Origin of the sequence: Dehalobacter sp. DCA (assembly GCF_000305775.1) — a bacterium.
In the GTDB taxonomy this organism is placed as follows: Bacteria; Bacillota; Desulfitobacteriia; order Desulfitobacteriales; family Syntrophobotulaceae; genus Dehalobacter; species Dehalobacter alkaniphilus.
The window spans coordinates 210989-233677 of sequence record NC_018866.1 but is presented as its reverse complement, the minus strand read 5'-3'; the positions used below and the strand labels follow the sequence as shown (position 1 = coordinate 233677).

Sequence of the window (22689 nt, the reverse complement as noted above, 5' to 3'; positions counted from 1 at the left end):
AGTATTCGCCATCTGTAGCAGCTAAACGAATTTAAAGACAACGTATGGTTATTGAAGGAGGAAACGCAATGGACGAAAAATTACTGGACGAAACAACACTGTCAGTAGATTTAGCTACTCAAGAACTTTACGTCAAGGCCCGAAATGACGGTTCTGAAACACTCTGGGACAGAAAGGCCGCTCTCAAAAACCAATGTGGTTTTGGTGAGCAAGGTGTATGCTGCCGGATTTGTACCATGGGTCCTTGCCGCGTCAGCCCGATTCCAGGAAAAGGCGTTCAAAAAGGTATTTGCGGCGCCACTGCGGATGTTATTGCTTCCAGGCATTATGCCCGAATGGTAGCAGGCGGTTCATCTGCACACTCCGATCACGGCAGACATATTGCCCATGTACTTCATATGGCAAGTCCGGACGGAGATTATCAAATCCGTGACGAGAAAAAACTGCTGAATGTTGCAGCCAGATGGGGTGTGGCTACAGAAGGCAAAGATATCTACCAGGTTGCCCATGAAGTTGCTGAAGCAGCTCTGAATGATTTTGGCAAGCCTTTTGGTTCAATGGTTATTCCGCCAAGTATTACTAAACAAAGATTAAAAGTCTGGGAAAATAATGATATCCTCCCCGATGCTATTGACAAAGAAGTTGTATCGATTATGCATGCTACACATATGGGCTGTACCGCTGATGCTGAAAGTATGATCAATCTTTCTATGCGGACATCTTTGACCGACGGTTGGGGCGGTTCCTATATCGGTACTGAATTCAGCGATATTATCTTTGGAACCCCGATGCCGAGAGAAATCGAAGCCAACATGGGTGTTATTGAGAAAAACATGGTGAACATTGTCTTGCATGGTCATGAACCCAGTTTATCGGAAATGATCGTTGTTGCCGCTGATGACCCTGAGCTGAAGGCTCTGGCCAAGAGTGTCGGCGCAGAGGGAATCAACCTGGTCGGCATTTGCTGTACCGGCAATGAAGTCGCGATGCGTCACGGCATTAAAATTGCCGGGAATTTCAATCAGCAGGAGCTCGCGATTGTTACCGGTGCCGTTGAAGCCATGATTGTGGACGTTCAATGTATCTTCCCTGCCCTGGCCAACCTGGCTCAATGTTACCATACCAAATTTATCACAACCTCAAGACTTGCCAAAATTAAAGACGCCGTTCATATTGAATTTGATGAGAACAACGCCTATGAATGCGCAAAGAGAATAATTCGGAAAGCAGTAGAGAACTATACAAACAGAAAGCACGAAAAAATTTCCATCCCAACACATAAATCAACCGGCACGATCGGTTACAGCAACCAGGCTATTATTGGCCAGTTGGACCGCGTTGTCAATTCTTATACGCATAAGCCAGGCACGTTTGAACCATTGGCGCAATGCTTAGTCTCTGGTGTATTAAGAGGCGCAGCCGGTGTCGTCGGCTGCAATAACCCGAAGGTGAAAGGTGACCACAGCCATATCGAAATTATTAAAAAGATGCTCGCCAATGACGTCATTGTTGTTGTTACCGGCTGTGCGGCTCAGGCTGCTGCCAAAGCTGGTCTCTTAAGCAAAGATGCCGTCAAGTATTGCGGAGTAGGATTACAAAAAGTATGCGAACTGGCCGATATTCCTCCTGTTCTGCATATGGGTTCCTGTGTTGACAACAGCCGTATCCTTGAACTGGTTGGTGAAGTAGCCAAGATTCTGGGACTCGATATGAGCGAACTGCCGGTTGTCGGCGCAGCTCCGGAATGGATGTCCGAAAAAGCTGTCGCCATCGGTACCTACGTGGTAAGCTCCGGAATCGATACCTTTCTAGGCGTTGTTCCTCCGGTAACCGGAAGCCCGGAAGTTACGGATATCCTGACAAACAGACTGGAAGACTGGGTAGGGGCAAAATTCTACTTTGAAACAGATCCGGCTGTAGCCGCAGAAAAAATGCTGGCCAGAATTGAAGAAAAGAGAGCCAAAGTCGAAGCGCTTAACGTTCAGAGAATGAATGTTACCGACTATGACGATTTAGCTCCTGCCGGCTTTTAAAAAACGCGGCCATGGTCGTTTTTTTTGCCAGAAGAATTTCTTCAGGCAACAGATAACAAAAGATAAATGATGCGTCGGGGTGATTTAAATGAAGATAGCAATTACAGGTAAAGGTGGCGTCGGAAAAACAACTTTTGCAGCAATTCTAAGCAGGCTGTATGCAGCGGAAGGCTACCGGGTTCTGGCAGTTGATGCCGATCCTGATGCCAATCTGGCTTTGGCCCTTGGTTTTCCTGACGAGATTATTTCCAAGATCGTGCCGATTGCCGAAATGAAAGAACTGATTGCAGAAAGAACAAGTACCCCGACCGATTCCTTTAGTAAAATGTTCAAATTAAATCCTCAGGTAGATGATATCCCGGACAAATACTGTACCTGCTGCAACGGTGTAAATCTGTTGACGATGGGTACCGTCGAAAGCGGCGGCAGCGGCTGCGTTTGCCCGGAACATGTCCTGTTGAAAAGACTTACTTCTCATTTAGTCCTGCAAAATAAAGATGTTGTCGTTATGGATATGGAAGCCGGGATTGAGCATCTCGGCAGAGGAACAGCCCAGGGTGTGAATACCTTTATTGTGGTCGTTGAGCCCGGAGCCAGGAGTCTCCAGACGTACCACAAGATTAAGAAATTGGCTTCCGATATCGGCATACCTAAAATTTATGCTGTGGGCAACAAGATCAAAAACGATTCGGATAAAGCGTATATCCTGGAAAATATCGATCCTGAAGCCTGCTTGGGCTTTATCTCTTACAACGTAGACGTCGTCAATTCTGACCGGCCAGATCAGTCTCCCTTCATGAACAGCAAGATTGTTGAGGAAGTCAAAGCAATTAAAGTTAAGCTCGATGCTTTGATCTAGAAAAGAGGTAGTTTCGATGGGAAAAACGATTGCGGTAGCAGGTAAAGGCGGAACCGGAAAAACAACCATTACTGGACTTCTGATCGATTACCTTGTAAAAAACAAGCAAGGACCTGTACTTGCTGTCGATGCAGATGCCAATGCCAACTTGAATGAAGTGCTGGGAGAAACAATTGAAGTTACGCTTGGCGAAATCAGAGAAGAAGTCAACTTGAGAGAAACCATGCGCGATGGTTTTCCCGGAGGAATGACCAAAGCCCAGTATCTTCAGTACCAGCTGAATACCTCGATCACCGAAGGAAATGGATATGACCTCCTCGTCATGGGAAGGTCCGAAGGTAAAGGCTGTTACTGTTTCGTCAATGGGATTTTGCGGGAACAGCTTGATAAGGTCTCTGATAAATACAGATATGTTGTGATTGACAATGAAGCCGGCATGGAGCACTTAAGCCGCGGAACAGCAAGAAACATTGATATTTTGATTCTCGTCAGCGACTGTTCGCGCCGCGGTGTTCAGGCGGTAGGCCGTATTAACAAGCTGGTCAAAGAACTAGGTTTAAAAGTAGCTCAACAATATTTAATTATCAATAAAGCCCCGGATGGGAAATTAAACGAGGGAATTATTGAAGAAATCTCCTTGCAGGGGTTGGAACTGCTGGGAATCATTGCCCTGGATCCATTGATATATGCGTATGATTCTCAGGGAAAAGCCTTGGTTAATTTGCCTGATGACAGTTTATCAAAACGGGCAATTAAAGATATCTGCCAAATAATTGGTTTATAAGAAGAAGGAGGAGATTCTAGTGGCTTTTAAAACCTCAGTCCAAAAGTATAGTGGAAGCATTTGCAACTTGGAATTAGGGACAGGGGAAAACACCTTAGCGCTCGGTGGACAGAATGTGTTTCCGTTTTACAGTTTTGACGGTGATACCGGTAGCGGTACAAAGATTGGTTTAGAAATTCTTGATGTTTACCCGGAAAATTGGGTAAAAGGCCTTAAAGAGCTTTATGGTTCGGTTGTTGGAAATACTGTAGAATGGGCCAAATATGTGGAAGAAAAATTTGCACCTGATTTCATTTGCTTACGGTTTGAAGGCGCAGATCCGAACGGCCTAAATAAATCCGTTGAAGAATGTGCCACTCTGGCTAAGGAAGTTGCTAATGCTGTTAAACTGCCTCTTGTTATTGCCGGGACACAAAATTATGAGAAAGACCTTAAATTATTTGAGAAAGTAGCCGAAGAGCTGGAAGGTAAAAATGTCCTTCTGTTATCCGCTGTTGAAGATAACTATAAGACTGTTGCTGCAGCCGGCGTAACAGCTTATAAACATAAAGTAGCTGCTGAGTCCTCGGTTGACATCAACCTGGCTAAGCAATTAAACATTTTAATCAACCAACTGGAAGTCAAAAACGAAAATATCGTAATGAATGTCGGGACCGCACCTGTCGGTTATGGTTTTGAGTATGTCGCTTCAACCATTGACAGAATCAGACTGGCCGCTTTGGGTCAAAATGATAAAACCTTACAGATGCCGATTATTACACCGGTTGCTTTTGATACGTGGGACGTTAAAGAGTCTGCCTCTACAGAGGAAGATTCTCCGGAATGGGGCTGCCAGGAAGAGCGTGGAATTGCCATGGAGGTTTCCACCGCCGCCAGTGTTATCGCCGTCGGTTCTGATGCTGTTGTTCTGCGTCATCCGCGTTCAGCAGAGACGATCCGTGCTTTCGTGAATAACCTGAAATAATTAATATTTGAAGACTTTGATAGTAATTTTGATTCAAGGAGGAAAATGAAAATGGCAATGTCCGGATTGGATATCTATAAACTGACTCCCAAAACCAACTGTAAAGAATGTGGCTTTCCTACCTGTATGGCTTTTGCGATGAAGGTAGCAGCCGGTGGTGTAGAAATAAGCAAGTGCTCGCACATGAGTGATGATGCGATGGCAAAGCTCTCTGAGTCCACGGCTCCCCTGATGAAGATCGTGACTTTCGGCAAAGGAGAAACCGAATGTAAACTTGGCGGTGAAACTGTTCTTTTCCGTCACGAGAAAACTTTTGTCAACCGCAACAGATTTGCTGTACTGCTTTCCGATGCGATGTCCCAGGAACAAATCGATGCGAAAATCGCCAATATGAAAAACGTCGACTATGTCCGAATCGGCGAAGAAATGAGAGCTGAAATTGCTGCCCTACAGTATGTTGGCAACAAAGACGCTTATCTGGCTTTAATCAACAAAGTCAAAGCTTCCAGTTTAAAAGTAGCCTATATGCTGGTATGCGCCGATGTTTCCGTGCTGAAAGATGCTTTGGAACTGGTCAAAGATGAACTCCCGATCGTATTCGGTGCTAACAGCAACAACTATCAGGAAATGGTTGCTTTGGTCAAGGAGCTCAAACTGCCTCTCGGCTTAAAAGCACCCTCACTTGCTGAATTGTATGATCTGGTTGAAAATGTCCAGAAACTTGATTACAAAGAATTACTGCTGGATATCGGCAACGCTTCCGCACGTGAAGCTTTTACCAACGCTGTGCAGATCCGCAGAACAGCTTTAAAAGAACAAGACAGAACCTTTGGTTATCCTTCCGTAGCCTTTGTCAACGAGCTGGCCAAAGGCGACAAATTTATGGAGGTTGCTCTGGCCTCCCTGTTCACCATGAAATATGGTTCCCTTATTGTTATGGACGATATGGATTACGCCCGCGCTCTCCCGCTCTTCGGTTTAAGACAGAATATCTATACTGACCCGCAGAAACCGATGAGAGTTGAACCGGAATTCTATCCGATCAATAACCCTGGTGACAACTCACCTGTTTTGATTACGGTCGACTTTGCCCTGACTTACTTTGTTGTTTCCGGTGAAGTGGAAAGATCCAAAGTACCGGCCTGGATGGGAATCCCTGATGCCGGCGGTTACTCTGTACTGACAGCATGGGCCGCAGGCAAGTTTAGCGGCTCGGTCATTGCCAAATTCATTAAAGAGTCCGGCATTGAAAGCAAAACGAAATGCAGAAAGCTTATTATCCCTGGAAAAGTTGCCGTTCTGAAAGGTGACATCCAGGACAGTCTTCCTAACTGGGAAGTTATCATTGGTCCTGATGAAGCCATGCATCTTCCTAAATTCTTAAGGACGATGGAAGGCATTAACTGAACTGAAAAAGATACGAATTAACCTGAAGTATTAACCCGAAGTATTCTGTTCTCAATAAAAAAATTCGGAGGTGCTCCTAACATGGATAGATTTTTAGTCATTGGTGAAAGAATCCACTGTATTTCTCCGGTCATTCGGCAGGCCATCGCTGACCGTAATCCTGCCCCGATTCTCCAGAGGGCTAAAGAACAGCTTGATGCCGGCGCTGTTTACCTCGACCTGAATATTGGACCTGCTGAAAGAGACGGCGAAGAAGTCATGGCCTGGGCCGTTCAGCTTCTGCAGAATGAATTTGATAATGTTCCGATTTGTTTGGATACAGCCAATAAAAAAGCAATTGAAGCCGGTATCAGAGTCTACAACCGTTCCAAAGGCAAACCGATTATCAATTCTGCCGATGCCGGTCCGAGACTGGGGCTCTTAGAAGTCGCCGCCGCCAACGATGCCATGGCTATTGCCCTGTGTGCTAAAGACGGCATTCCTTCTGACGTTGAAGAGCGCATCACCTACTGCACCGAAATGCTGGAAAAAGCAATGATGCTCGGTATCGACCCGATGGATCTCTTATTTGACCCGCTGTTTCTGGTCATCAAGGGCATGCAGGAAAAAGCACCGGAAGTCCTTGAGACCATTCGCCAGATCACGGAAATGGGTCTCAGAACCAATGCTGGATTAAGCAATGTCTCCAATGGTGCTCCAAAACATGTCCGTCCGATCATTGACGCCACCTATTGTGCAATGGCCATGCAATGCGGTCTGACTGCAGCCATTGTAAACCCTTGCGACCACAGGCTTATGGAGACAATCAAAACCTGTGACATGATTAAAGGCAATATGTTATATGCCGATTCCTACCTGGAGCTATGATTGATAGCCTCGTCTTGCAACGGCCTGGGGGGATTCTACGGAAAGGGGAATATACATGAATTTATATAGCACCATATTTGCAGGCGCCAAGCAAGCTCTCGATACTGCTGCCGGATATGTTGAAAAAGCAATCTCCTTAAAAGGAAGAGAGCATAAAGTTGCTTTTCCGGATACCGCTTACTCCCTGTCCCTTATTTATGCCATTACCGGCAAAAAAATAGGCACCCTGGGAGAACTTGAAGGTGCTTTAGACCTTGTCAGAAGCCTTATTGTGGAAAGAGAACAGCTTCGAGAAGCAGAGAATGCCGGTATGGCAGCTGCTGTCTCTTCCGAAATTATTGAAGCTTTAAAGTATGTCGTGGACGAAAAGCCCTATGAAGCTCCGTGCATGGGTTTTTTGACGGATGCGATTATCCGCGGTTGGGGTGTTGGTCTCGTAATGGACGATATCCCGGGGCAAGCGGTTATCATTGGTGAGTTTCCGGACCCCGAATCAGCCGCCAAAGTCATCAAAGAATACCAAGCTAAAGGGCTTTTAACCTTCCTTGTCGGTAAAGTCATCGATCAGGCCATTGAAGGCGGGGTCAAAGTAGGACTTGAGTTCAGGGTCATGCCTTTAGGTTATAACATGACCTCTGTAATCCACGTCGTTACGGTAACCATCCGCGCTGCTTTAATCTTTGGAGCCTTGACCCCTGGCGACTGGGAAGAATTCAAGCGTTATACCTATAAAAGATTGAAAGCTTTTGTCAATGCAGTAGGACCTTTAAGCAATTACAAAGTTGCTGCAGGCGCAGCTGCGATTAACCTCGGCTTCCCGGTTGTAACCGACCAGGATGTTGCCGAAGTCCCGATGAAGCTTATCACTCAAAAAGATTACGATAAAATGGCTGCAACTTCCCTTGAGATCAGAGGCATTAAGATAAAGATCACAGAAATTCCGATTCCGGTTGCTTTTGCTGCTGCTTTTGAAGGAGAGAGAATCAGAAAAGATGCTATGTTTGTTGAATTCGGCGGCAGCAAAACAGAGTCCTGGGAGCTTGTTACGCAAAGAGAAGCCAGTGAGATTGAGGATCATAAGATTGTGATCATTGGTGACGATATTGACACCGTGCAGCAGGTCCCCGGAAGAATGCCTCTGGCAGTACTCGTCGAAGTAGCCGGCAAGAGCATGCATTCAGATTTTGAGCCGGTTCTGGAAAGAAGAATCCACTATTTTATGAACTATATTGAAGGCATCATGCACGTCGGCCAGAGAGACGCCACCTGGATCCGTATCAGCAAGGATGCTTACGAAAAAGGCTTCAGACTACGCCATTTTGGTGAAGTGCTGTATGCCAAGATGCTGGACGAGTTTGGTGCAGTCGTCGACAAATGTCAGGTCACGATTATTACTGATCCTGACAAAGTCAAAGAAGTGAAAACCCAGCAGGTTGTTCCCAAATATGCAGCAAGAGACGAGCGTATTGCCAGTTTGACTGATGAAAGTGTCGACACTTTTTATACCTGTATTCTCTGCCAGTCCTTTGCCCTATCCCCTGTGTGCCTTGTTACACCGGAAAGACTAGGATTATGCGGCGCCGTAAGCTGGCTTGATTCCAAAGCTACTTTTGAGCTCGATCCAACCGGTCCTTGTCAGCCAATTAACAAAGGTCCTGTTGATGATCCTGTCAAAGGTATCTGGCAAGAAGTCAACAAAACCGTGGAACGGCACTCCCAAGGCGCTTTGAGCCAGATTACGCTGTACAGTTTACTGGAAGATCCGATGACTTCCTGCGGCTGCTTTGAATGTATTGCTGGCATTATGCCGGAAGCCAACGGCATTGTCATTGTGAACAGAGAGTTCTCCGGCGTATCTCCGGTAGGCATGACATTCGGCGAACTGGCTTCCATGACAGGCGGCGGCGTTCAGACTCCTGGATTTATGGGACATGGCAGACAGTTTATTTCCTCTAAGAAGTTCATCTCAGCTGAAGGCGGTCCCGGACGTATTGTCTGGATGCCGAAAGAACTCAAGGAATTCGTTGCTGACAGACTGAATGCAACTGCGAAAGAAGTGTATGGAATTGATAACTTTGTCGATATGATTTGTGATGAAACCATCGCTTCAGAGTCCGAAGCAGTCTTAGAGTATCTAAGTGAAAGAGGCCACCCTGCACTAACAATGGATCCGCTGATGTAGTTTAAGCAGTACTGTTATAGGACTGTCCTATCAGAAGGGGTGTGGTGCAACATGTTTAAAGTAAAATTTATCCCTGAAAACACCGTTGTGATTGCCAAATTAGGTGAGACACTGTTCGATGCGGCCCGCAAAGCTGGTATCTTCCTTGATGCGCCTTGCAATGGACTCGGATCATGCGGCAAATGCAAGCTAAAGGTTCTTAAAGGCAGTGTAAATTTTCGTAAAAACCATCACATTACTGAATCTGAACTAGCACAGGGTTTTGTCTTAGCATGTAATTCCAAAATTAATGGCGATATTACTGTTGAAGTGCCGGCTATCCAGACATCCGCACTAAGCGGAATGAAAGTTGAAGATTTGGCTGGAACGAAAGATCAACATATCATCGACAGCGTTATTAACATGGCTGCCAAGAATCATATTCTGTTTAGCTCTCCAGTGCAAAAGGTCTATATGGAGTTAGACCTGCCAAGCCTTGATGACTGCCTCTCCGACTGGGACAGAATCCAAAGACATCTGCTTAAGAACAGCGCTTATCACAAAGTCGTCTGCCAACTGCCTATCCTCAAAAAAATCCCTCATGTTCTAAGGGAAAATGATTTTCAGGCGACCGTAACGTATTTCGCAGAAACCAGCGAGCGAATCAGAGTCATTAATATTGAGCCCGGAGATACATCCGACAAGCTGTATGGGGTAGCTATAGATGTAGGCACTACATCTATAGCTACCATCCTGGTCGATCTTTATAACGGACAGATTATTGCCAAATCCTCTGCCGGAAACGCCCAGATTAGATATGGCGCTGATGTGATCAGCAGAATCATCCACTCAACCAAAAAAAATGGCTTACAGGAATTAACCAATGCAATTATTAAAGAAACAATTAATCCTTTGCTTAAGAAAATGAGACAGGAAATTGGTATTTCCAAAGACGCGATCAGCGTGATCGTCGCCTCAGGAAATACAACCATGATGCACCTCATGCTCGGGGTTTATCCGGACTATTTGCGGAAGGATCCCTATATTCCCGCTTTCCTTAGTTCTGAATACCTTAAAGCTGGCGACCTCGGATTAGAGGCTTACGCTGAAAGCATTATCTATATATTGCCTTCAGTATCAAGCTATGTTGGCGGAGACATTACTGCCGGCGTGCTCGCTTCTGGCCTGTGGTCGGAAGATCAAAATATTCTTTTTATGGACTTGGGTACCAATGGTGAAATTGTTTTTGGCAATAAAGACTTCTTGCTCACTTGTGCCTGTTCGGCCGGACCTGCATTTGAAGGCGGAGAAATAAGTTCCGGAATGCGCGCGGCACCAGGCGCGATTGAAAATGTCAGGATTGATAGAAAAACTTTTGAACCTACCATAGATACAATTGATAATCAACTGCCGCTCGGCTTATGCGGCTCAGGGATCATCGACGCCATAGCCGAAATGTTCAAGGCAGGGATCATTGACAGCCGGGGCCGTCTGAACCGCCATCTGAAAACCCACCGTATCCGTTCTGATGAATATGGAATCGGCGAATATGTGCTGGCTTTCAGCAGAGAATACCATATCCCCAAAGATATCACAATTACCGAAATTGATCTAGAAAATTTTATCCGGGCCAAAGGTGCTGTCTACTCTGCCGTGGTCGTATTATTAAAAAGCATGGGTATGGATTATTCCGGAATAGACAAAATATATATAGCTGGTGGGATCGGCACGAATATCAATATGAATAACTCAATTACGATTGGGCTTTTCCCGGATCTCCCGGTCGAGAAGTTTGAATATCTCGGCAATAGTTCCTTGTTAGGCAGTTATCTGACTCTGCAAAGCACTGACGCCAGAAAAAAAGCCGAGGATATTGCCTCCCATATGACTTACCTTGAACTCAGTGCCGACAGCTCCTACATGGGAGAATTCATATCTGCCTGTTTCCTCCCCCACACCGAAATTGAAAGATTCCCAACCGTTAAGAACCAGCGAAAAATCGTCTAAATTAATGCGTAAGCAGCTGGATTGAAGCCCCATCTGACAGGCATAAAAATAACTGTTAAGAAAGGTGATTTAATATGTGTGAATCTAACGCTTATGTTCTGACTCCTAATGGAGAGAAAATGGTTATGGAAAATATTGCAAACATGAAGGTTGACTCTGGTAAGATCTTTTTAACAGGTTTATTGGGAGACGAAAAAACAATTAACGGCATCATTCAGGAAATAAAACTCTTGGAACATAAAATCCTGATCACCGAAAAAGCGTAAAGGAATAGCACGTGTCTGATACACCTATGCACTATGAATTTATTCGCGCGAAACTCAAAGACTGTGACCCTGTGGAAATATCCCGGAAATCGGGAGCAACGTATGACAGGCAAAAGCAAGAGTTTCATGTTTTATTAATGGGCACAACTTATTTTGTCTCCTACCCTTCAGGGGAAATCTGTGATTCTGACGGTGCCAAAATTACAAACTTTCCGGTTATAACATTACTCCTGCGTTACCTGGTCAACGCCAAGGGTACAGCTCCTACACAAAGGGACATCACCTATCGGGAAGTCTCGGGCGGACAGGTTTACTACCCGAATTTTTACGGCCGTTGTATCATGCGGCTTGCCAGGATGTTCGGCAAGGATTTCCCCGCCTTGGAACGCGCGATGCAAAAGTTGAATGCAGTGAAAACAACGCACGGAGACCTCAGCTACCGTTTTCAGTTTATAAACAACATTTATGTCACCTTTATTCTCTGGAACGGCGACGAGGAATTTGCCACGGGAGCCAATATTCTTTTTGATGCCAATACACTGGATTACTTCAACGCTGAAGATCATGCTGTTGTCTGCGATATTGCGCTAAGCTTTTTGAAGGAGCTCGCGAAGTAAATAGATCATTATAACATGAATCCAAGCAAGCTTAACAAGGACGCTTCATTATATTGAGGCATTTTTGCAGCTCCAAACAGCAATAAGGGAAACAGTCCCAGTGGACTATTTCCCTTATCTCCTCGCTAACATCCAAAACGCCTTAGTTTTGCTGAACATGGTCGCTTCGGCTTTTACATCAGATATTTACTTTACCCAGCTCTGGCAAATCTTAACGCCTTCGGCTGCATTCGTGGTAAATGCATCTGCCCCAATCTGTCTGCAGGCTTCTTCTGTTACAGGGTTTCCGCCAATAATGATTTTGAGGCTGTCACGCACGCCAGCAGCTTTCAATTCATCTACCGTTTTTTTCATCGCTTCCAGGGCCAGCGTCAGTACACCGCTCATCCCTACGACATCAGGCTGTACTTCTTTGACTTTTTCAATGAATGCGCTCGGGCCTTGGTCGATCCCCAAATCAAAGACTTCAAATCCGGCTGCTTCAGACATGCTTCTGAAAATGTTCTTGCCGATATCGTGCAAATCGCCTTCGACAGTGGCCAGCACGATCTTGCCTACTTTGGCGGATTCGTCGCTGCCGATTACCGGTTCCAGGATATCGATGGACTGGGTTAAGAGCTCACCAGCAAAAATCAAATCGCCTATAAAGTACTCGCCGCTTTCAAACAGTTCGCCTACTTTTGCCATCCCGCGCTGGCAGGCACCAACGACGGACTGAGCCTCTTCTTCGGTAGGCTTCGATGCAACAAAGTCATTCAGCATCCCCATCAGTTTATCTTCGTCCAGGTCACCTACGGCATCTGTTAACACTTTCAGATCAATCATTTTTATTTCCTCCTTAAAATTAATAACGCAAAGCAATTATAAAAAATTCGCATCCGCTTAATACTAATATCTTGTTTCTAGGACTGAAATAATATCCTCCGGTAACCGAGAAATATTGCACTCCTCCTGTCTGGTACGTGTTTTCTTAATCAAAGACTCCAGTTTCAAAACACATCTTTCCGCTATCGGTGTATAGCTGTATCTACAAGCTGGTGAAAAAAATTATTAGCCCTCTCGAAACTTGAACGAGTCTAATCTGATTTGGTATTTGCATTTTTCCTATACACTATATATTTTACCATTAGACCGGGAGTATTCACAATAGAAAAGATGACCATTTGTTGTTGATCTGCGATAATGTCATAGTATAATTCTTCAAGGAAAATGTCATCCCCTCACAAAACAGATATAATGGGAGGATGAAATTAGAAATGAGCAAGCAAGAAGCAAGAAAAGTAACCATTATCGAAGAATTATTGGCAGGCCATTTATTAAACAAACAAGCAGCAGGGCTTCTAAATCTCAGCGTCAGACAAGTACAGCGGTTGAAAGTGGAGGCCACCGCCAATGGGGTCATGAGCATTCTGCATAAAAACAGAGGACGTAAGCCTGCTAATGCCTTAGATCCAAAGTTAGCCTTGAACATCATTGAGATTTACGAAAAGGAATTGATCAACTATAACTTTTGCCATGCTACCGATGTTCTCGCTGAAGACAAGGGGATATTTGTCTCTGTCAGCACTGTTTCAAGACATCTAAAAGCCAGTGGTATTCGATCCCCAAAGGCCAAACGAAGACCGAAGAAACATCGGTCAAGAAATGCCCGTAAACGTGAAGGAGAACTCGTTCAGATGGATGCTTCCAGTTATGATTGGCTGGGCAATGACTCCTACCTGCACCTTCATGGTGCTGTAGATGATGCCACAGGTCGTATTCTAGCTCTTCATTTCGAAAAGGAAGAAACCTTTGAAGGGTATTGTGAGTTGATGTTTCAGATGAATCAAGACGGCCATTTGCCAAGGGAAATTTACACCGATGGTAGAACAGTCTTTGCTTATGACAGTAAAACAAAAAAGAAACTGACACTAGATGAAGAACTAACTGGTAAAGTCGAGCGTCAACCCCACTTCGCAAGAGCTCTCAGAGAAACCAAAATTCTACTTATCATTGCCAAGTCTGCACAAGCTAAAGGGGGGATTGAAAGGCTCTGGGAAACTTTGCAGGATCGTTTGCCTAAAGATATGAAGCGTAAAGGCATTAATTCAATTGAACAGGCTAATGAATTCCTGAGGCAATATATTCCCTATTACAACCGCAAATTCTCCGTCCAGGCTGCCAGCATGGAAAAGGCCTATTTGCCCAAACAGGATTTGGCTGCATTTCAGTTAACCTTTGCTATACATGAAACAAGAAAGCTTGATTCAGGCCTTTCCTTTTCTTATAGAGGTCAGAAATACCGGTTGCCAATTTCTAAGGATAATAAAGAAATCCCTGCATCCCCTCATGACACGATTACTGTAGCAACCAGTAAACATATCGGAATGCAGGTTCTTTTCAAGGGCCTTGTGATTAAACCAGAACCGCTTAATACTCAGCCTAAGGAAAGTATAATACATATCTCTCAGCCAGACAACTCTACTAATTGCCTACCTTCTGAGACTTTAATTAAACCTAAAAACAAAACTAATTCCCCTTGGTTTGGCTATACCGAAATTTTCTATTCCAAGAAACTTAGGGATGACATTTCTGCTGCACAGTTATCACCCTATCAGGGTGACATTATCGCAGACTATTGACATAGAAAAGATGACCATTTTGACAAAAAACCGCCAAAATTTTCAGAATAATGCATCTCTTCGTTCGGTTTGCAGATCACTGAAGATTACTACCTATTCACACTGAAGCTGATCCATTCTGAACAATCTGCGGGCATTTTCACTGCTCAGACGGGCTGCTTCCCTGATCTCCATTCCCCTGATTGCCGCAATTTTGGCTAGCACTTTACACACATAAGCAGGCTCATTTCGTTTGCCACGATAGGGTTCAGGAGTGAGATACGGACAATCTGTCTCAATTAAGAACCTATCTTCCGGCACTTTCGCCGCGACTTCAGGGGCATGACGGGCATTTTTAAAAGTAAGCGGTCCTGAAAAAGACAAATAAAAACCCATGGCCAAAAGTTCTTTTGCCATTTCCCAGGAGCCTGAATAAGAATGAAAAACGCCGCCTGCCTCAGGAAGATGATTTTTAATAATTTGGAGAACATCCCCGTGTGCATCCCGGTTATGAATGATCACCGGTAAACCGGCTTCATTGGCCAGTTTTAATTGATGAATAAACCACTTGCGCTGGTCATCCCGTGGCGAAATGTCCCTGTAATAATCCAGACCAATTTCTCCCCAGGCAACAACTTTCGGGTTCTGCGCCAATCTGAACAACGTTTCCCAGGTTTTATCCGTACAAGTTTCAACATCGTGCGGATGAATGCCTACTGCTGCATAAATAAACGGGGATTCTTCAGCCAGCCTCACCGAATCCTGACTTGTCTTTTCTGTAGAGCCGACGTTTACAATCGTCGTTACACCAGCTGCGGTAGCTCGGGCAATGGTCTCATCCCTGTCCGGGCTAAACTGGCTATCCTCTAAATGCGCATGCGTATCCCAAATCATTTGACCTGAGCCCCTGTCGGAAGATCTTTCTGAACATTAAGCACCTCCAGCTCTCCGTCCTGCGACGCTGCCAGAATCATTCCCTGGGACATGATTCCGCGGAGCTTGGCAGGCTTAAGATTCGCAACCAGAATAACCTTTTTGCCGACAAGCTCTTCGGGGCTGTAATGCTGGGCAATACCAGATACAATCGTTCTACGCTCCCCACCCATTTCTACTTCCAGTTTTAACAGTTTGTCGGCTTTTTCTACTTTTTCTGCCTGCAGCACTTTAACAACCCTAAAATCCATTTTGGCAAACTCTTCAATGCTGATTTCTTCCTTGAGCGGAGCCATCTCCGCCATGTGCTGCGAATCTTCCGGCTGCGAAGGACTGACTTCTAGATTTACTTCTTGTTGATGGTCTGTATTCCCCTGCACCTGTGTGACACACCTTTCTATTTCAGAATTGACCTGCTCAAGATATGCGGAGACATCGATTCTCGGGAAAATGGCTTCTCCCTTTCGGATGGCTGTGCCCGGCTGAATAACATTCCAGCTGTCTGCCTGTTCCCAGTCCTTGAAGAAATCTGTATCTCCCAGGAGGGGTTTGATTTTTCTCGGTACTCCCGGCATAAAGGGGGCGCATAAAATACCTAGGATCCTAATGCACTCCATAAATGTATAAAGCACCGTATCCAGCCTGTCCTGATTATCCTCACTTTTTGCCAGATTCCAGGGAGCTGTCTCATCGACATATTTATTGCACCTGCTGACAAACTGCCAGATGACCTCAAGCGCAGCCGCCGTATCACAGGCCAGCATTTTTTCTTCTGTCCCTTGTTTTACCCTGCTGCTTAAATCTCTGATCTCCCTCTCCAGATCGGTATCTTCTCCGGGTTCCGGGACAATTCCATTCCGGTATTTTACGACCATGGCCAAGGTGCGAGACACAAAATTTCCAAGATCATTCGCCAGATCACTGTTTAATTTTTCGACCAGATCGTCCTCTGAGAAAGTACCGTCCAACCCATACTGTAGTTCTCTTAACAGGAAATACCGAATGGGATCAGCACCATATCTCTGAATCAGCTGAAACGAATCCTGAACGTTTCCTCTTGACTTGGATATTTTTCCACCTTCTTTACTTAAGAACCATCCGTGTCCAAAAACCTTCTCGGGCAAAGGAAGATCAAGCGCCATCAAAATAATTGGCCAGATAATGGTATGGAAACGGACAATATCTTTGCCAACAAGATGAACATTGGCCGGCCAGTAAGTTTTGTATTTTTCGCCGTCAGGATAGCCCAGCGCAGAGATATAGTTGATCAGGGCATCGAGCCAGACATAGACCACATGTTTCGGATCAAAAGGGACCTTGATGCCCCACTGGAAGGTCGTACGCGATACACAGAGATCTTCAAGCCCGCCTTCAATAAACCGGATCATTTCATTTCTTCTCGAAGCAGGCTGAATAAAATCGGGATGGTCCTGAATATATTGCAGCAGTCTGCCACTGTATTTGGACATCCTGAAAAAGTAACTTTCTTCTTTCAGAAGTTCCACATTTCTTCCACAATCCGGATTCGGACATTTTCCGTCAACAAGTTTGTTCTCTGTCCAGAAAGTTTCACAAGGTGTACAGTACCAACCTTCGTATTCGGATTTGTAAATATCGCCCTTTTCATAAAGCCTTGTAAATATTTGCTGTACGACTTTGGCATGCCGTTCTTCTGTTGTCCGGATAAAATCATCATTGGAAATGTCAAGCAGTCTCCAGAATTCCTTAAATTTATCGACGATTCCGTCAACATATGTAAGCGGATCCATCCCGGCATTTTCAGCAGTCCGTACAATTTTTTGCGCATTCTCATCCGTCCCGGTCAAAAAATAGACATCATCGCCCTTCATTCTTCGCAGACGGGCCATCGCATCCGCAGCAATAGTCGTGTACGCAGTCCCGATATGAGGACTGGAATTGGGATAATAAATAGGTGTGGTAATATAATATTTCACAGGAATAGACCTCCTTTTATTTACGGTAGACAATTCGTTATCATCAGCAGTTTCAAGGTTTGCTTTGTTTGCATTTTCTTAATAAATATAAGAAACTTCAGCAAATACTGTCAAGGCCAATGAGATTATTTCGACGAACTAAATATTATAATTTTGGATATCATGAATATACTATATATTTTTTGTGATAAAAAAGCGTTTTTAAAACTTTTCGCCTATTGACTTTTTCAGGCATGATTGGTAACATTAGGATGATATATGTCGAAACTTGTTGAGAAAGGGGATGAAAATTATGAAATCCACAGGAATTGTGAGAAAAGTTGATGAATTGGGTCGAGTCGTATTACCAATCGAACTTCGCAGAACATTAGGAATTGATGAAAGAGACGCTTTGGAAATATATGTTGACGAAGAAAAAATCATACTTAAAAAGTATGAGCCAGCTTGCGTCTTCTGTGGCAATGCTTCCAATGTTCAAGTATTCCGCGGAAAGAATGTCTGTCGTGAATGTGCCGCGGCAATGGGGGAAGCTGCTGCTTCAGAAAATAAGGCCGGTTGAACATCTGGCTTTCCAGACAGGAGGTAAATAGTTACTTCCTGTTTTTTTTGTCCATTTTGTCACTTCTGATCCAGAAAAGCCTTATAAATCATACTCTTACTCATACCATATTTTTTAGCAACCATTTTCATTGCTTCCTTGCGATCTTTGCCGTCTTTTTCAAATTTTCGGAGGTCCTCCATCCAAAGGGAAGGGTCCCCGGGATCAATGTTTTTTTCTGCAGGTGCCAGAATAATACAGCATTCACCTTTTACTGGTGCAAGCCGGAATTCCTGCAGAAGTTCATTTGCGAGACCCCTGTGTACCGTTTGGTGCAGTTTAGTCAGCTCCCTGGCTACTGCGGTCTGACGGTCCCCAAGAATCTCCAGAATGTCTTCCAGCGTTGCTTTGATCCGGTGAGGTGCCTCATAGAGAATAATGGTGTAAGGAATCTCGGTCATTTCTCTAAGGATTTTCTTGCGCTCTGTTTTTGTTGAAGGCAAAAATCCCAGAAAGAGAAAATTCTCCGCCGGCATTCCCGACAGAACAAGTGCTGTTAAAGCAGCATTGGCGCCAGGCAAAACGTCAACACAGATTTTTTCTTCCTGACAGCGGGCAATAAGTATATGACCGGGATCAGATATCCCGGGCATTCCCGCATCAGAGACCAACGCACCGCTTTTTCCTTCTTTTAAGAAGCGAACAATCTCCTCGGCACGCGATTTTTCATTATGGTCATGGTAACTTAAAAGAGGGGTCTTAATCTGATAATGATCAAGAAGTTTTCTCGAATGCCTCGTATCTTCCGCGGCTATAAAATCGACTGCTTTCAGTGTTTCGAGCACCCGAAGCGTAATATCTCCTAAATTGCCGATTGGGGTGGCACAGACATACAAAATCCCTGTTTGCGGCATGATATCCTCCGGTCGTCAGTCTTTACGAAGAAAAGCATTGCAGAAAAGGCAGCTTCCTTCAACGGGTTCGCCGAAATAAATATGGCAGACATGAAAACCTTCCTGATAGAGCTTTTCGAGATTTTCCTGTGCTTCCTTTTGGATTTTGGCTGCATTTTTCTGTACTCTGACCGTATCTGCCTCTGAGACGGCACAAAGCTGCCTTTTTAGTTTGACGTTTTCTTCTTCCAGATACTCAACATATTGCCTAAGGCTTTTTACTTCACTTAAAAGCGTTGAGATATTTTCTTCAACTTCCGTAATTGCCTGATATAGCTGGCCCAACTCTATTCCTCCGCTTCTTCGGCAACAAGTTTGCGCAATTCTTCTTGGCTCTCCTTATCATATACCTCAGAGAAAACTCGATTCTCTTTGGGTCCCTTATTTAATGTGTTGTGACATTCATAGCAGCTATTCTCATATTTAAGACAGCACATCAGCCTTCCGCAGATGCCGGAAATTTTTGTCGGGTTAAGCGAAAGATTCTGATCTTTGGCCATCCGGATCGATACCGGTTCGAAATCTCCCAGGAAAGAGCTGCAGCACAGTTCCCTGCCACAGGAACCGAGTCCTCCGAGCATCTTCGCCTCATCCCGCACCCCGATCTGTCGAAGTTCTATGCGGGTACGGAATACGGAGGCCAGATCTTTCACCAGTTCCCTGAAATCCACCCGGCCTTCGGCTGTAAAAGAAAAAATAATCTTATTGCCATCAAAAGTATATTCCACATCAATCAGTTTCATCGGAAGCTGATGGGCATGAATTTTTTTGAGGCATATCTGAAAAGCCTCTTTTTCTTTCTTCTCATTGTTTTGATAGATTTCCTCATCTTCGGGTGTTGCTAAGCGCAGCACCTCTTTGAGCGGCGATACCACTTCCTCTTCGGAAATCTCTTTTAACGAAATGACCGCTTTACCGTATTCCATTCCCCGTACCGTCTCCACAATAACACCGTCGTTCGGCTTTATATCGAGGCTGCCGGGAAGAAAATAATAGATCTTGCCGGCTTTTTTGAAACGAATACCAACAACTTTAGCCAATATCGGTTCCTCCCAATTTCAAATGTTTTAGGGCCAGTACTTCCAGCGCCAGCCTGTGATTAACCTGTCTGCGGACGGCTTCTGTCATTTGTGTAATTTCTTTGAGAACCTGAGGTGACTGCTGCCCTTTAATCACCATTTCTTTCAGGACAACAGCCAGGACCTGCAGAAGAAGCTGGCCTTCTTCTCTTTCCATCGGAAAAAGCGCAAACATTTTCAGGAAATCTTTTTTTTCGATGGCCTCCAGATAGTTTCCCGACAGGCTCTTGATCCGGCTTAGACCAACCTCCTGGATTTTCCTTGCCAGATCTGGGTCTCCACCGCTAAGCCTGAAAGCATCCGTCTCCTCCAGCCAATCGCTTTCTGCCGGTGAAGAGAAATAGACTTCCTGAGCACGGCTCCTTAAGGTATTTATAATTCCCTCGGCATTTCCTGCACTTAAGACAATTAACGTATGATCCGGTGGCTCCTCGGCCAATTTAAGCAGCGCATTCGCAGCAGGGAGTGTAAGCTTGTCTGCCTGGTCAATCAAACATATCCGGAATTTCCCTTCATAGGTCTTGCGATATAGTTTCCCCTGAATCTGAATAATCTGTTCGATGCCAATCGATGTCTTTTGGGGCCTGATCATATGAAAATCAGGGTGATTGCCGGATAACATTTTTTTGCAATCCGGACACTCCCTGCAGGGTTTATTTTCTTTTCTACAGTTTAACATGAGAGCAAGATCTCGAACAGCCCTTTCTCTTTCGATCATCCCACTGCCGTGAAATAAGAGAAAATGGGCCAGTTTTCCTTCAAGTGCTGCTTTTGTTAATAATGTATAATTGATCCCCATGATCCTATCCACCTTAAATATTCACTGCGAGAATTTCTCCGCGTTCCGAACCATCCCACCCCTGCCAATTATACTCCCTGGCCCTGTTCAGATATTCCAGCACATAAGAGGTGATCTCTTCTCCTCCTGCAATAAGCGGGATGCCAGGGGGATAAATCGAAATAGTTTCTCCGGAAATTAAACCAAGGGCATCCTTTAGTTTCACCGGTTTCTTGGCTGCCAGCCATGCTTCCCTCGGTGTCAAATGCATCGGAGGGATAAGCAGAGTGAAGCCTGATCCGGCAGAATTCTGAGATTGATCCGTTCTTCGCTCCTTTTGCTGTCCTACCAGCCCACGGTACTTGCCCACCAGGTATTCCAGCGCCTTCGTCAAATGACGTACATCCTCAGGCCTGCTGCCTGCGCCGAGCATAAAAAGAATATTTTCTTTGTCCCATAATTCAGGCTCAATCTGGAATACCTTTCTTAAAAAATCTACAGCTTCAAACGCAGTCAAGCCCAAACCCGAAACATTGATCAGAATTTTGGACCAATCAACATCATAAATGCCATATTTCCCGGAGTCCTTACCTGTAAGTATCCGAAAAGGTCCCTCCAGTTTTTGGTGCAGCAGACATACTTCCACGTAAAGATCCTGCCAGATCTGTGTCTGTGTTAATCCTTCAAGCGCCGTTTCCAGAGAAGCCATCAGAAGATAGCTCGGACTGGAAGTCTGCAAAAATTCCAATGATTTTTTCAGGGCCGTACGGTCAACTCTGCTGCCCTGCACATGGAGCATTCCGGCCTGAGTAAGCGCCGCGAGGGTCTTATGGGAACTATGGAGCACCAGGTCTGCTCCTTCGGCTACGGCACCGGCAGGGAACAGCCCTCCCTGCAAATGGGAGCCATGAGCCTGATCCACCAGGATCGGAATAAACGGAGCATTCCCGTCCCTTTGCTTGATGATTGTTTTGAGATCTGTGACTGTTCCGTAATAACTTGGACTCGTCAGATGCAGCGCCCCAATTCCTGCCAGATCGTCGGAATATTCTACCGCATCCATTCCTAGCGCCAAATGAAAATCCGGATGAATAATCGGAGCAATATATTCGGGAACAACTCCCGACAGGATCAAGGCACCAAAAACTGACCGGTGCGCCCTGCGGTCAATTCGGACTTTTCTGTCTGTCAGCCGCATACCGGCCATCAGCGCAGCAAACATAGACTGGTTACCCGCGGTACCTCCGTTAATCAGAAAAAAGGTCTCTTCCGATCCATAAGCTTCCGCAGCTTTTTTCTGTGCTTCAGCGATAATCCCATGTGGATGATGGAGCATATCCAACCCTGGAAGTTCCGTTAAATCATAATCCGGAAACATCATTCCGGACAGTAGTTCCTTACTGCCTTTATGACCAGGCGTATGAAACGAAACCATACCCTGCCCACAGTAGTCATCAAGTCCTTTTCTCAGTGAATCCACCGGGTTCCTCCCCACAATAGGTATCATTTTATTTTAGCATATTTTCACTTGTATTTCACCTTTGTTTTAGCGATTTGACTGTCCACATATGTAATCAGCAGACTGTCCGTATAGGACTTTCCGTATAAGCAGTAAATTCTCCTGATATGTTGGGGTCCGGACATCGGCTGTCATAATTTGTTCTTCACAAGCTGAGCAAATAAACCTTCCGGCAAGGCGAAACCCGTCATACAGACCATTTAAGGGAGTATTCCGGCACAGTGAACAACGTGGATAAATATTATGCATTGAGACTCATTCCTTTCGGTTAACCAGAATGCTTACTGTTTATTTAGTACCTTTCAACCCTAAAATTATTATATAATGGGATCAGATTTTTTTAAGGCAAGTAGCTGCAAGACAACGCAG

20 protein-coding genes are annotated in these 22689 nt (G+C 45.0%); 12 read left to right on the top strand and 8 right to left on the bottom strand.

Features of this window, described 5'->3' with window-relative positions:
* Positions 1 to 68 precede the first annotated feature (68 nt).
* The 10 genes from cooS (at position 69) to DHBDCA_RS01120 (ending at position 11965) form a co-directional block, all read left to right on the top strand.
* Positions 69 to 2033: an anaerobic carbon-monoxide dehydrogenase catalytic subunit gene (gene cooS / locus DHBDCA_RS01165; protein WP_015042303.1), complete on the top strand. Its 1965-nt coding sequence runs from the start codon at positions 69 to 71 to the stop codon at positions 2031 to 2033.
* A gap of 88 nt (positions 2034 to 2121) precedes the next feature.
* Positions 2122 to 2892: an ATP-binding protein gene (locus tag DHBDCA_RS01160; RefSeq protein ID WP_015042302.1), complete on the top strand. Its 771-nt coding sequence runs from the start codon at positions 2122 to 2124 to the stop codon at positions 2890 to 2892.
* A gap of 16 nt (positions 2893 to 2908) precedes the next feature.
* The gene (locus DHBDCA_RS01155) at positions 2909 to 3676 is read left to right on the top strand and encodes an ATP-binding protein (protein WP_015042301.1); all 768 of its coding nucleotides are present in this window, start codon (positions 2909 to 2911) and stop codon (positions 3674 to 3676) included.
* Between the two features lie 19 nt (positions 3677 to 3695).
* Positions 3696 to 4640 carry an acetyl-CoA decarbonylase/synthase complex subunit delta gene (acsD, locus tag DHBDCA_RS01150; RefSeq protein WP_015042300.1) on the top strand — a complete coding sequence of 315 codons (945 nt, stop codon included), beginning with the start codon at positions 3696 to 3698 and terminating at the stop codon, positions 4638 to 4640.
* 51 nt (positions 4641 to 4691) lie between these two features.
* Positions 4692 to 6047, top strand: a complete 1356-nt coding sequence (gene acsC / locus DHBDCA_RS01145; protein WP_015042299.1) for an acetyl-CoA decarbonylase/synthase complex subunit gamma — start codon at positions 4692 to 4694, stop codon at positions 6045 to 6047.
* An 81-nt stretch (positions 6048 to 6128) separates the two neighbouring features.
* Positions 6129 to 6914 carry a carbon monoxide dehydrogenase/acetyl-CoA synthase methytransferase subunit gene (gene acsE / locus DHBDCA_RS01140; RefSeq protein WP_015042298.1) on the top strand — a complete coding sequence of 262 codons (786 nt, stop codon included), beginning with the start codon at positions 6129 to 6131 and terminating at the stop codon, positions 6912 to 6914.
* Between the two features lie 55 nt (positions 6915 to 6969).
* On the top strand, positions 6970 to 9096 hold the full coding sequence (gene acsB / locus DHBDCA_RS01135; protein WP_015042297.1) for an acetyl-CoA decarbonylase/synthase complex subunit alpha/beta: 2127 nt from the start codon (positions 6970 to 6972) through the stop codon (positions 9094 to 9096).
* Positions 9097 to 9147: 51 nt separating this feature from the next.
* Positions 9148 to 11082: a corrinoid activation/regeneration protein AcsV gene (acsV, locus tag DHBDCA_RS01130; RefSeq protein ID WP_015042296.1), complete on the top strand. Its 1935-nt coding sequence runs from the start codon at positions 9148 to 9150 to the stop codon at positions 11080 to 11082.
* A gap of 74 nt (positions 11083 to 11156) precedes the next feature.
* Positions 11157 to 11348 carry a CooT family nickel-binding protein gene (locus DHBDCA_RS01125; protein WP_034379108.1) on the top strand — a complete coding sequence of 64 codons (192 nt, stop codon included), beginning with the start codon at positions 11157 to 11159 and terminating at the stop codon, positions 11346 to 11348.
* 11 nt (positions 11349 to 11359) lie between these two features.
* Complete coding sequence (locus tag DHBDCA_RS01120; protein WP_242824939.1) at positions 11360 to 11965, top strand: DUF3786 domain-containing protein; 606 nt, start codon at positions 11360 to 11362, stop codon at positions 11963 to 11965.
* 186 nt (positions 11966 to 12151) lie between these two features.
* On the opposite strand, the gene DHBDCA_RS01115 is transcribed toward DHBDCA_RS01120, so the two are convergent.
* Positions 12152 to 12790 carry a cobalamin B12-binding domain-containing protein gene (locus DHBDCA_RS01115; RefSeq protein WP_015042293.1) on the bottom strand — a complete coding sequence of 213 codons (639 nt, stop codon included), beginning with the start codon at positions 12788 to 12790 and terminating at the stop codon, positions 12152 to 12154.
* A 419-nt stretch (positions 12791 to 13209) separates the two neighbouring features.
* Here DHBDCA_RS01115 and DHBDCA_RS01110 point away from each other — a divergent pair, with 419 nt between their 5' ends.
* Positions 13210 to 14586: an ISNCY family transposase gene (locus DHBDCA_RS01110; RefSeq protein ID WP_242824890.1), complete on the top strand. Its 1377-nt coding sequence runs from the start codon at positions 13210 to 13212 to the stop codon at positions 14584 to 14586.
* Between the two features lie 93 nt (positions 14587 to 14679).
* On the opposite strand, the gene DHBDCA_RS01105 is transcribed toward DHBDCA_RS01110, so the two are convergent.
* Together DHBDCA_RS01105 and metG are read right to left on the bottom strand one after the other, a co-directional pair.
* Positions 14680 to 15459: a TatD family hydrolase gene (locus DHBDCA_RS01105; protein ID WP_015042292.1), complete on the bottom strand. Its 780-nt coding sequence runs from the start codon at positions 15457 to 15459 to the stop codon at positions 14680 to 14682.
* Positions 15456 to 17453 (bottom strand): methionine--tRNA ligase, encoded by a 1998-nt coding sequence (metG, locus tag DHBDCA_RS01100; RefSeq protein ID WP_015045096.1) that lies wholly within the window; start codon positions 17451 to 17453, stop codon positions 15456 to 15458. The genes DHBDCA_RS01105 and metG overlap by 4 nt, the downstream gene beginning before the upstream one ends.
* A gap of 292 nt (positions 17454 to 17745) precedes the next feature.
* Between metG and DHBDCA_RS01095 the strand changes: the two genes are divergently transcribed.
* Positions 17746 to 18012, top strand: a complete 267-nt coding sequence (locus DHBDCA_RS01095; RefSeq protein WP_015042289.1) for an AbrB/MazE/SpoVT family DNA-binding domain-containing protein — start codon at positions 17746 to 17748, stop codon at positions 18010 to 18012.
* A gap of 59 nt (positions 18013 to 18071) precedes the next feature.
* Here DHBDCA_RS01095 and rsmI read toward each other — a convergent pair whose 3' ends face one another.
* From rsmI to DHBDCA_RS01070, 5 genes are read right to left on the bottom strand one after another with little or no spacing between them, the layout of a single operon-like run.
* Positions 18072 to 18905 (bottom strand): 16S rRNA (cytidine(1402)-2'-O)-methyltransferase, encoded by an 834-nt coding sequence (gene rsmI / locus DHBDCA_RS01090; RefSeq protein ID WP_015042288.1) that lies wholly within the window; start codon positions 18903 to 18905, stop codon positions 18072 to 18074.
* 15 nt (positions 18906 to 18920) lie between these two features.
* On the bottom strand, positions 18921 to 19229 hold the full coding sequence (locus tag DHBDCA_RS01085; protein ID WP_015042287.1) for an initiation-control protein YabA: 309 nt from the start codon (positions 19227 to 19229) through the stop codon (positions 18921 to 18923).
* Positions 19230 to 19231: 2 nt separating this feature from the next.
* Positions 19232 to 19984: a PSP1 domain-containing protein gene (locus DHBDCA_RS01080; RefSeq protein ID WP_015042286.1), complete on the bottom strand. Its 753-nt coding sequence runs from the start codon at positions 19982 to 19984 to the stop codon at positions 19232 to 19234.
* Positions 19977 to 20822, bottom strand: coding sequence for a DNA polymerase III subunit delta' (locus DHBDCA_RS01075; protein ID WP_015042285.1), 846 nt, complete (start codon positions 20820 to 20822; stop codon positions 19977 to 19979). Before DHBDCA_RS01075 ends, DHBDCA_RS01080 begins: the two co-directional genes overlap by 8 nt.
* Positions 20823 to 20835: 13 nt before the next feature.
* A complete protein-coding gene (locus tag DHBDCA_RS01070; protein ID WP_015042284.1) occupies positions 20836 to 22281 on the bottom strand; it encodes an aminotransferase class I/II-fold pyridoxal phosphate-dependent enzyme in 1446 nt (481 codons plus the stop codon).
* Positions 22282 to 22689 lie beyond the last annotated feature (408 nt).

Coding starts and splice junctions, on each gene's coding strand:
- cooS (WP_015042303.1), top strand. CDS start 69: ATGGACGAAAAATTACTGGACGAAACAACACTGTCAGTAGATTTAGCT.
- DHBDCA_RS01160 (WP_015042302.1), top strand. CDS start 2,122: ATGAAGATAGCAATTACAGGTAAAGGTGGCGTCGGAAAAACAACTTTT.
- DHBDCA_RS01155 (WP_015042301.1), top strand. CDS start 2,909: ATGGGAAAAACGATTGCGGTAGCAGGTAAAGGCGGAACCGGAAAAACA.
- acsC (WP_015042299.1), top strand. CDS start 4,692: ATGGCAATGTCCGGATTGGATATCTATAAACTGACTCCCAAAACCAAC.
- acsE (WP_015042298.1), top strand. CDS start 6,129: ATGGATAGATTTTTAGTCATTGGTGAAAGAATCCACTGTATTTCTCCG.
- acsB (WP_015042297.1), top strand. CDS start 6,970: ATGAATTTATATAGCACCATATTTGCAGGCGCCAAGCAAGCTCTCGAT.
- acsV (WP_015042296.1), top strand. CDS start 9,148: ATGTTTAAAGTAAAATTTATCCCTGAAAACACCGTTGTGATTGCCAAA.
- DHBDCA_RS01125 (WP_034379108.1), top strand. CDS start 11,157: ATGTGTGAATCTAACGCTTATGTTCTGACTCCTAATGGAGAGAAAATG.
- DHBDCA_RS01115 (WP_015042293.1), bottom strand. CDS start 12,790: ATGATTGATCTGAAAGTGTTAACAGATGCCGTAGGTGACCTGGACGAA.
- DHBDCA_RS01110 (WP_242824890.1), top strand. CDS start 13,210: ATGAAATTAGAAATGAGCAAGCAAGAAGCAAGAAAAGTAACCATTATC.
- DHBDCA_RS01105 (WP_015042292.1), bottom strand. CDS start 15,459: ATGATTTGGGATACGCATGCGCATTTAGAGGATAGCCAGTTTAGCCCG.
- DHBDCA_RS01095 (WP_015042289.1), top strand. CDS start 17,746: ATGAAATCCACAGGAATTGTGAGAAAAGTTGATGAATTGGGTCGAGTC.
- rsmI (WP_015042288.1), bottom strand. CDS start 18,905: ATGCCGCAAACAGGGATTTTGTATGTCTGTGCCACCCCAATCGGCAAT.
- DHBDCA_RS01075 (WP_015042285.1), bottom strand. CDS start 20,822: ATGGGGATCAATTATACATTATTAACAAAAGCAGCACTTGAAGGAAAA.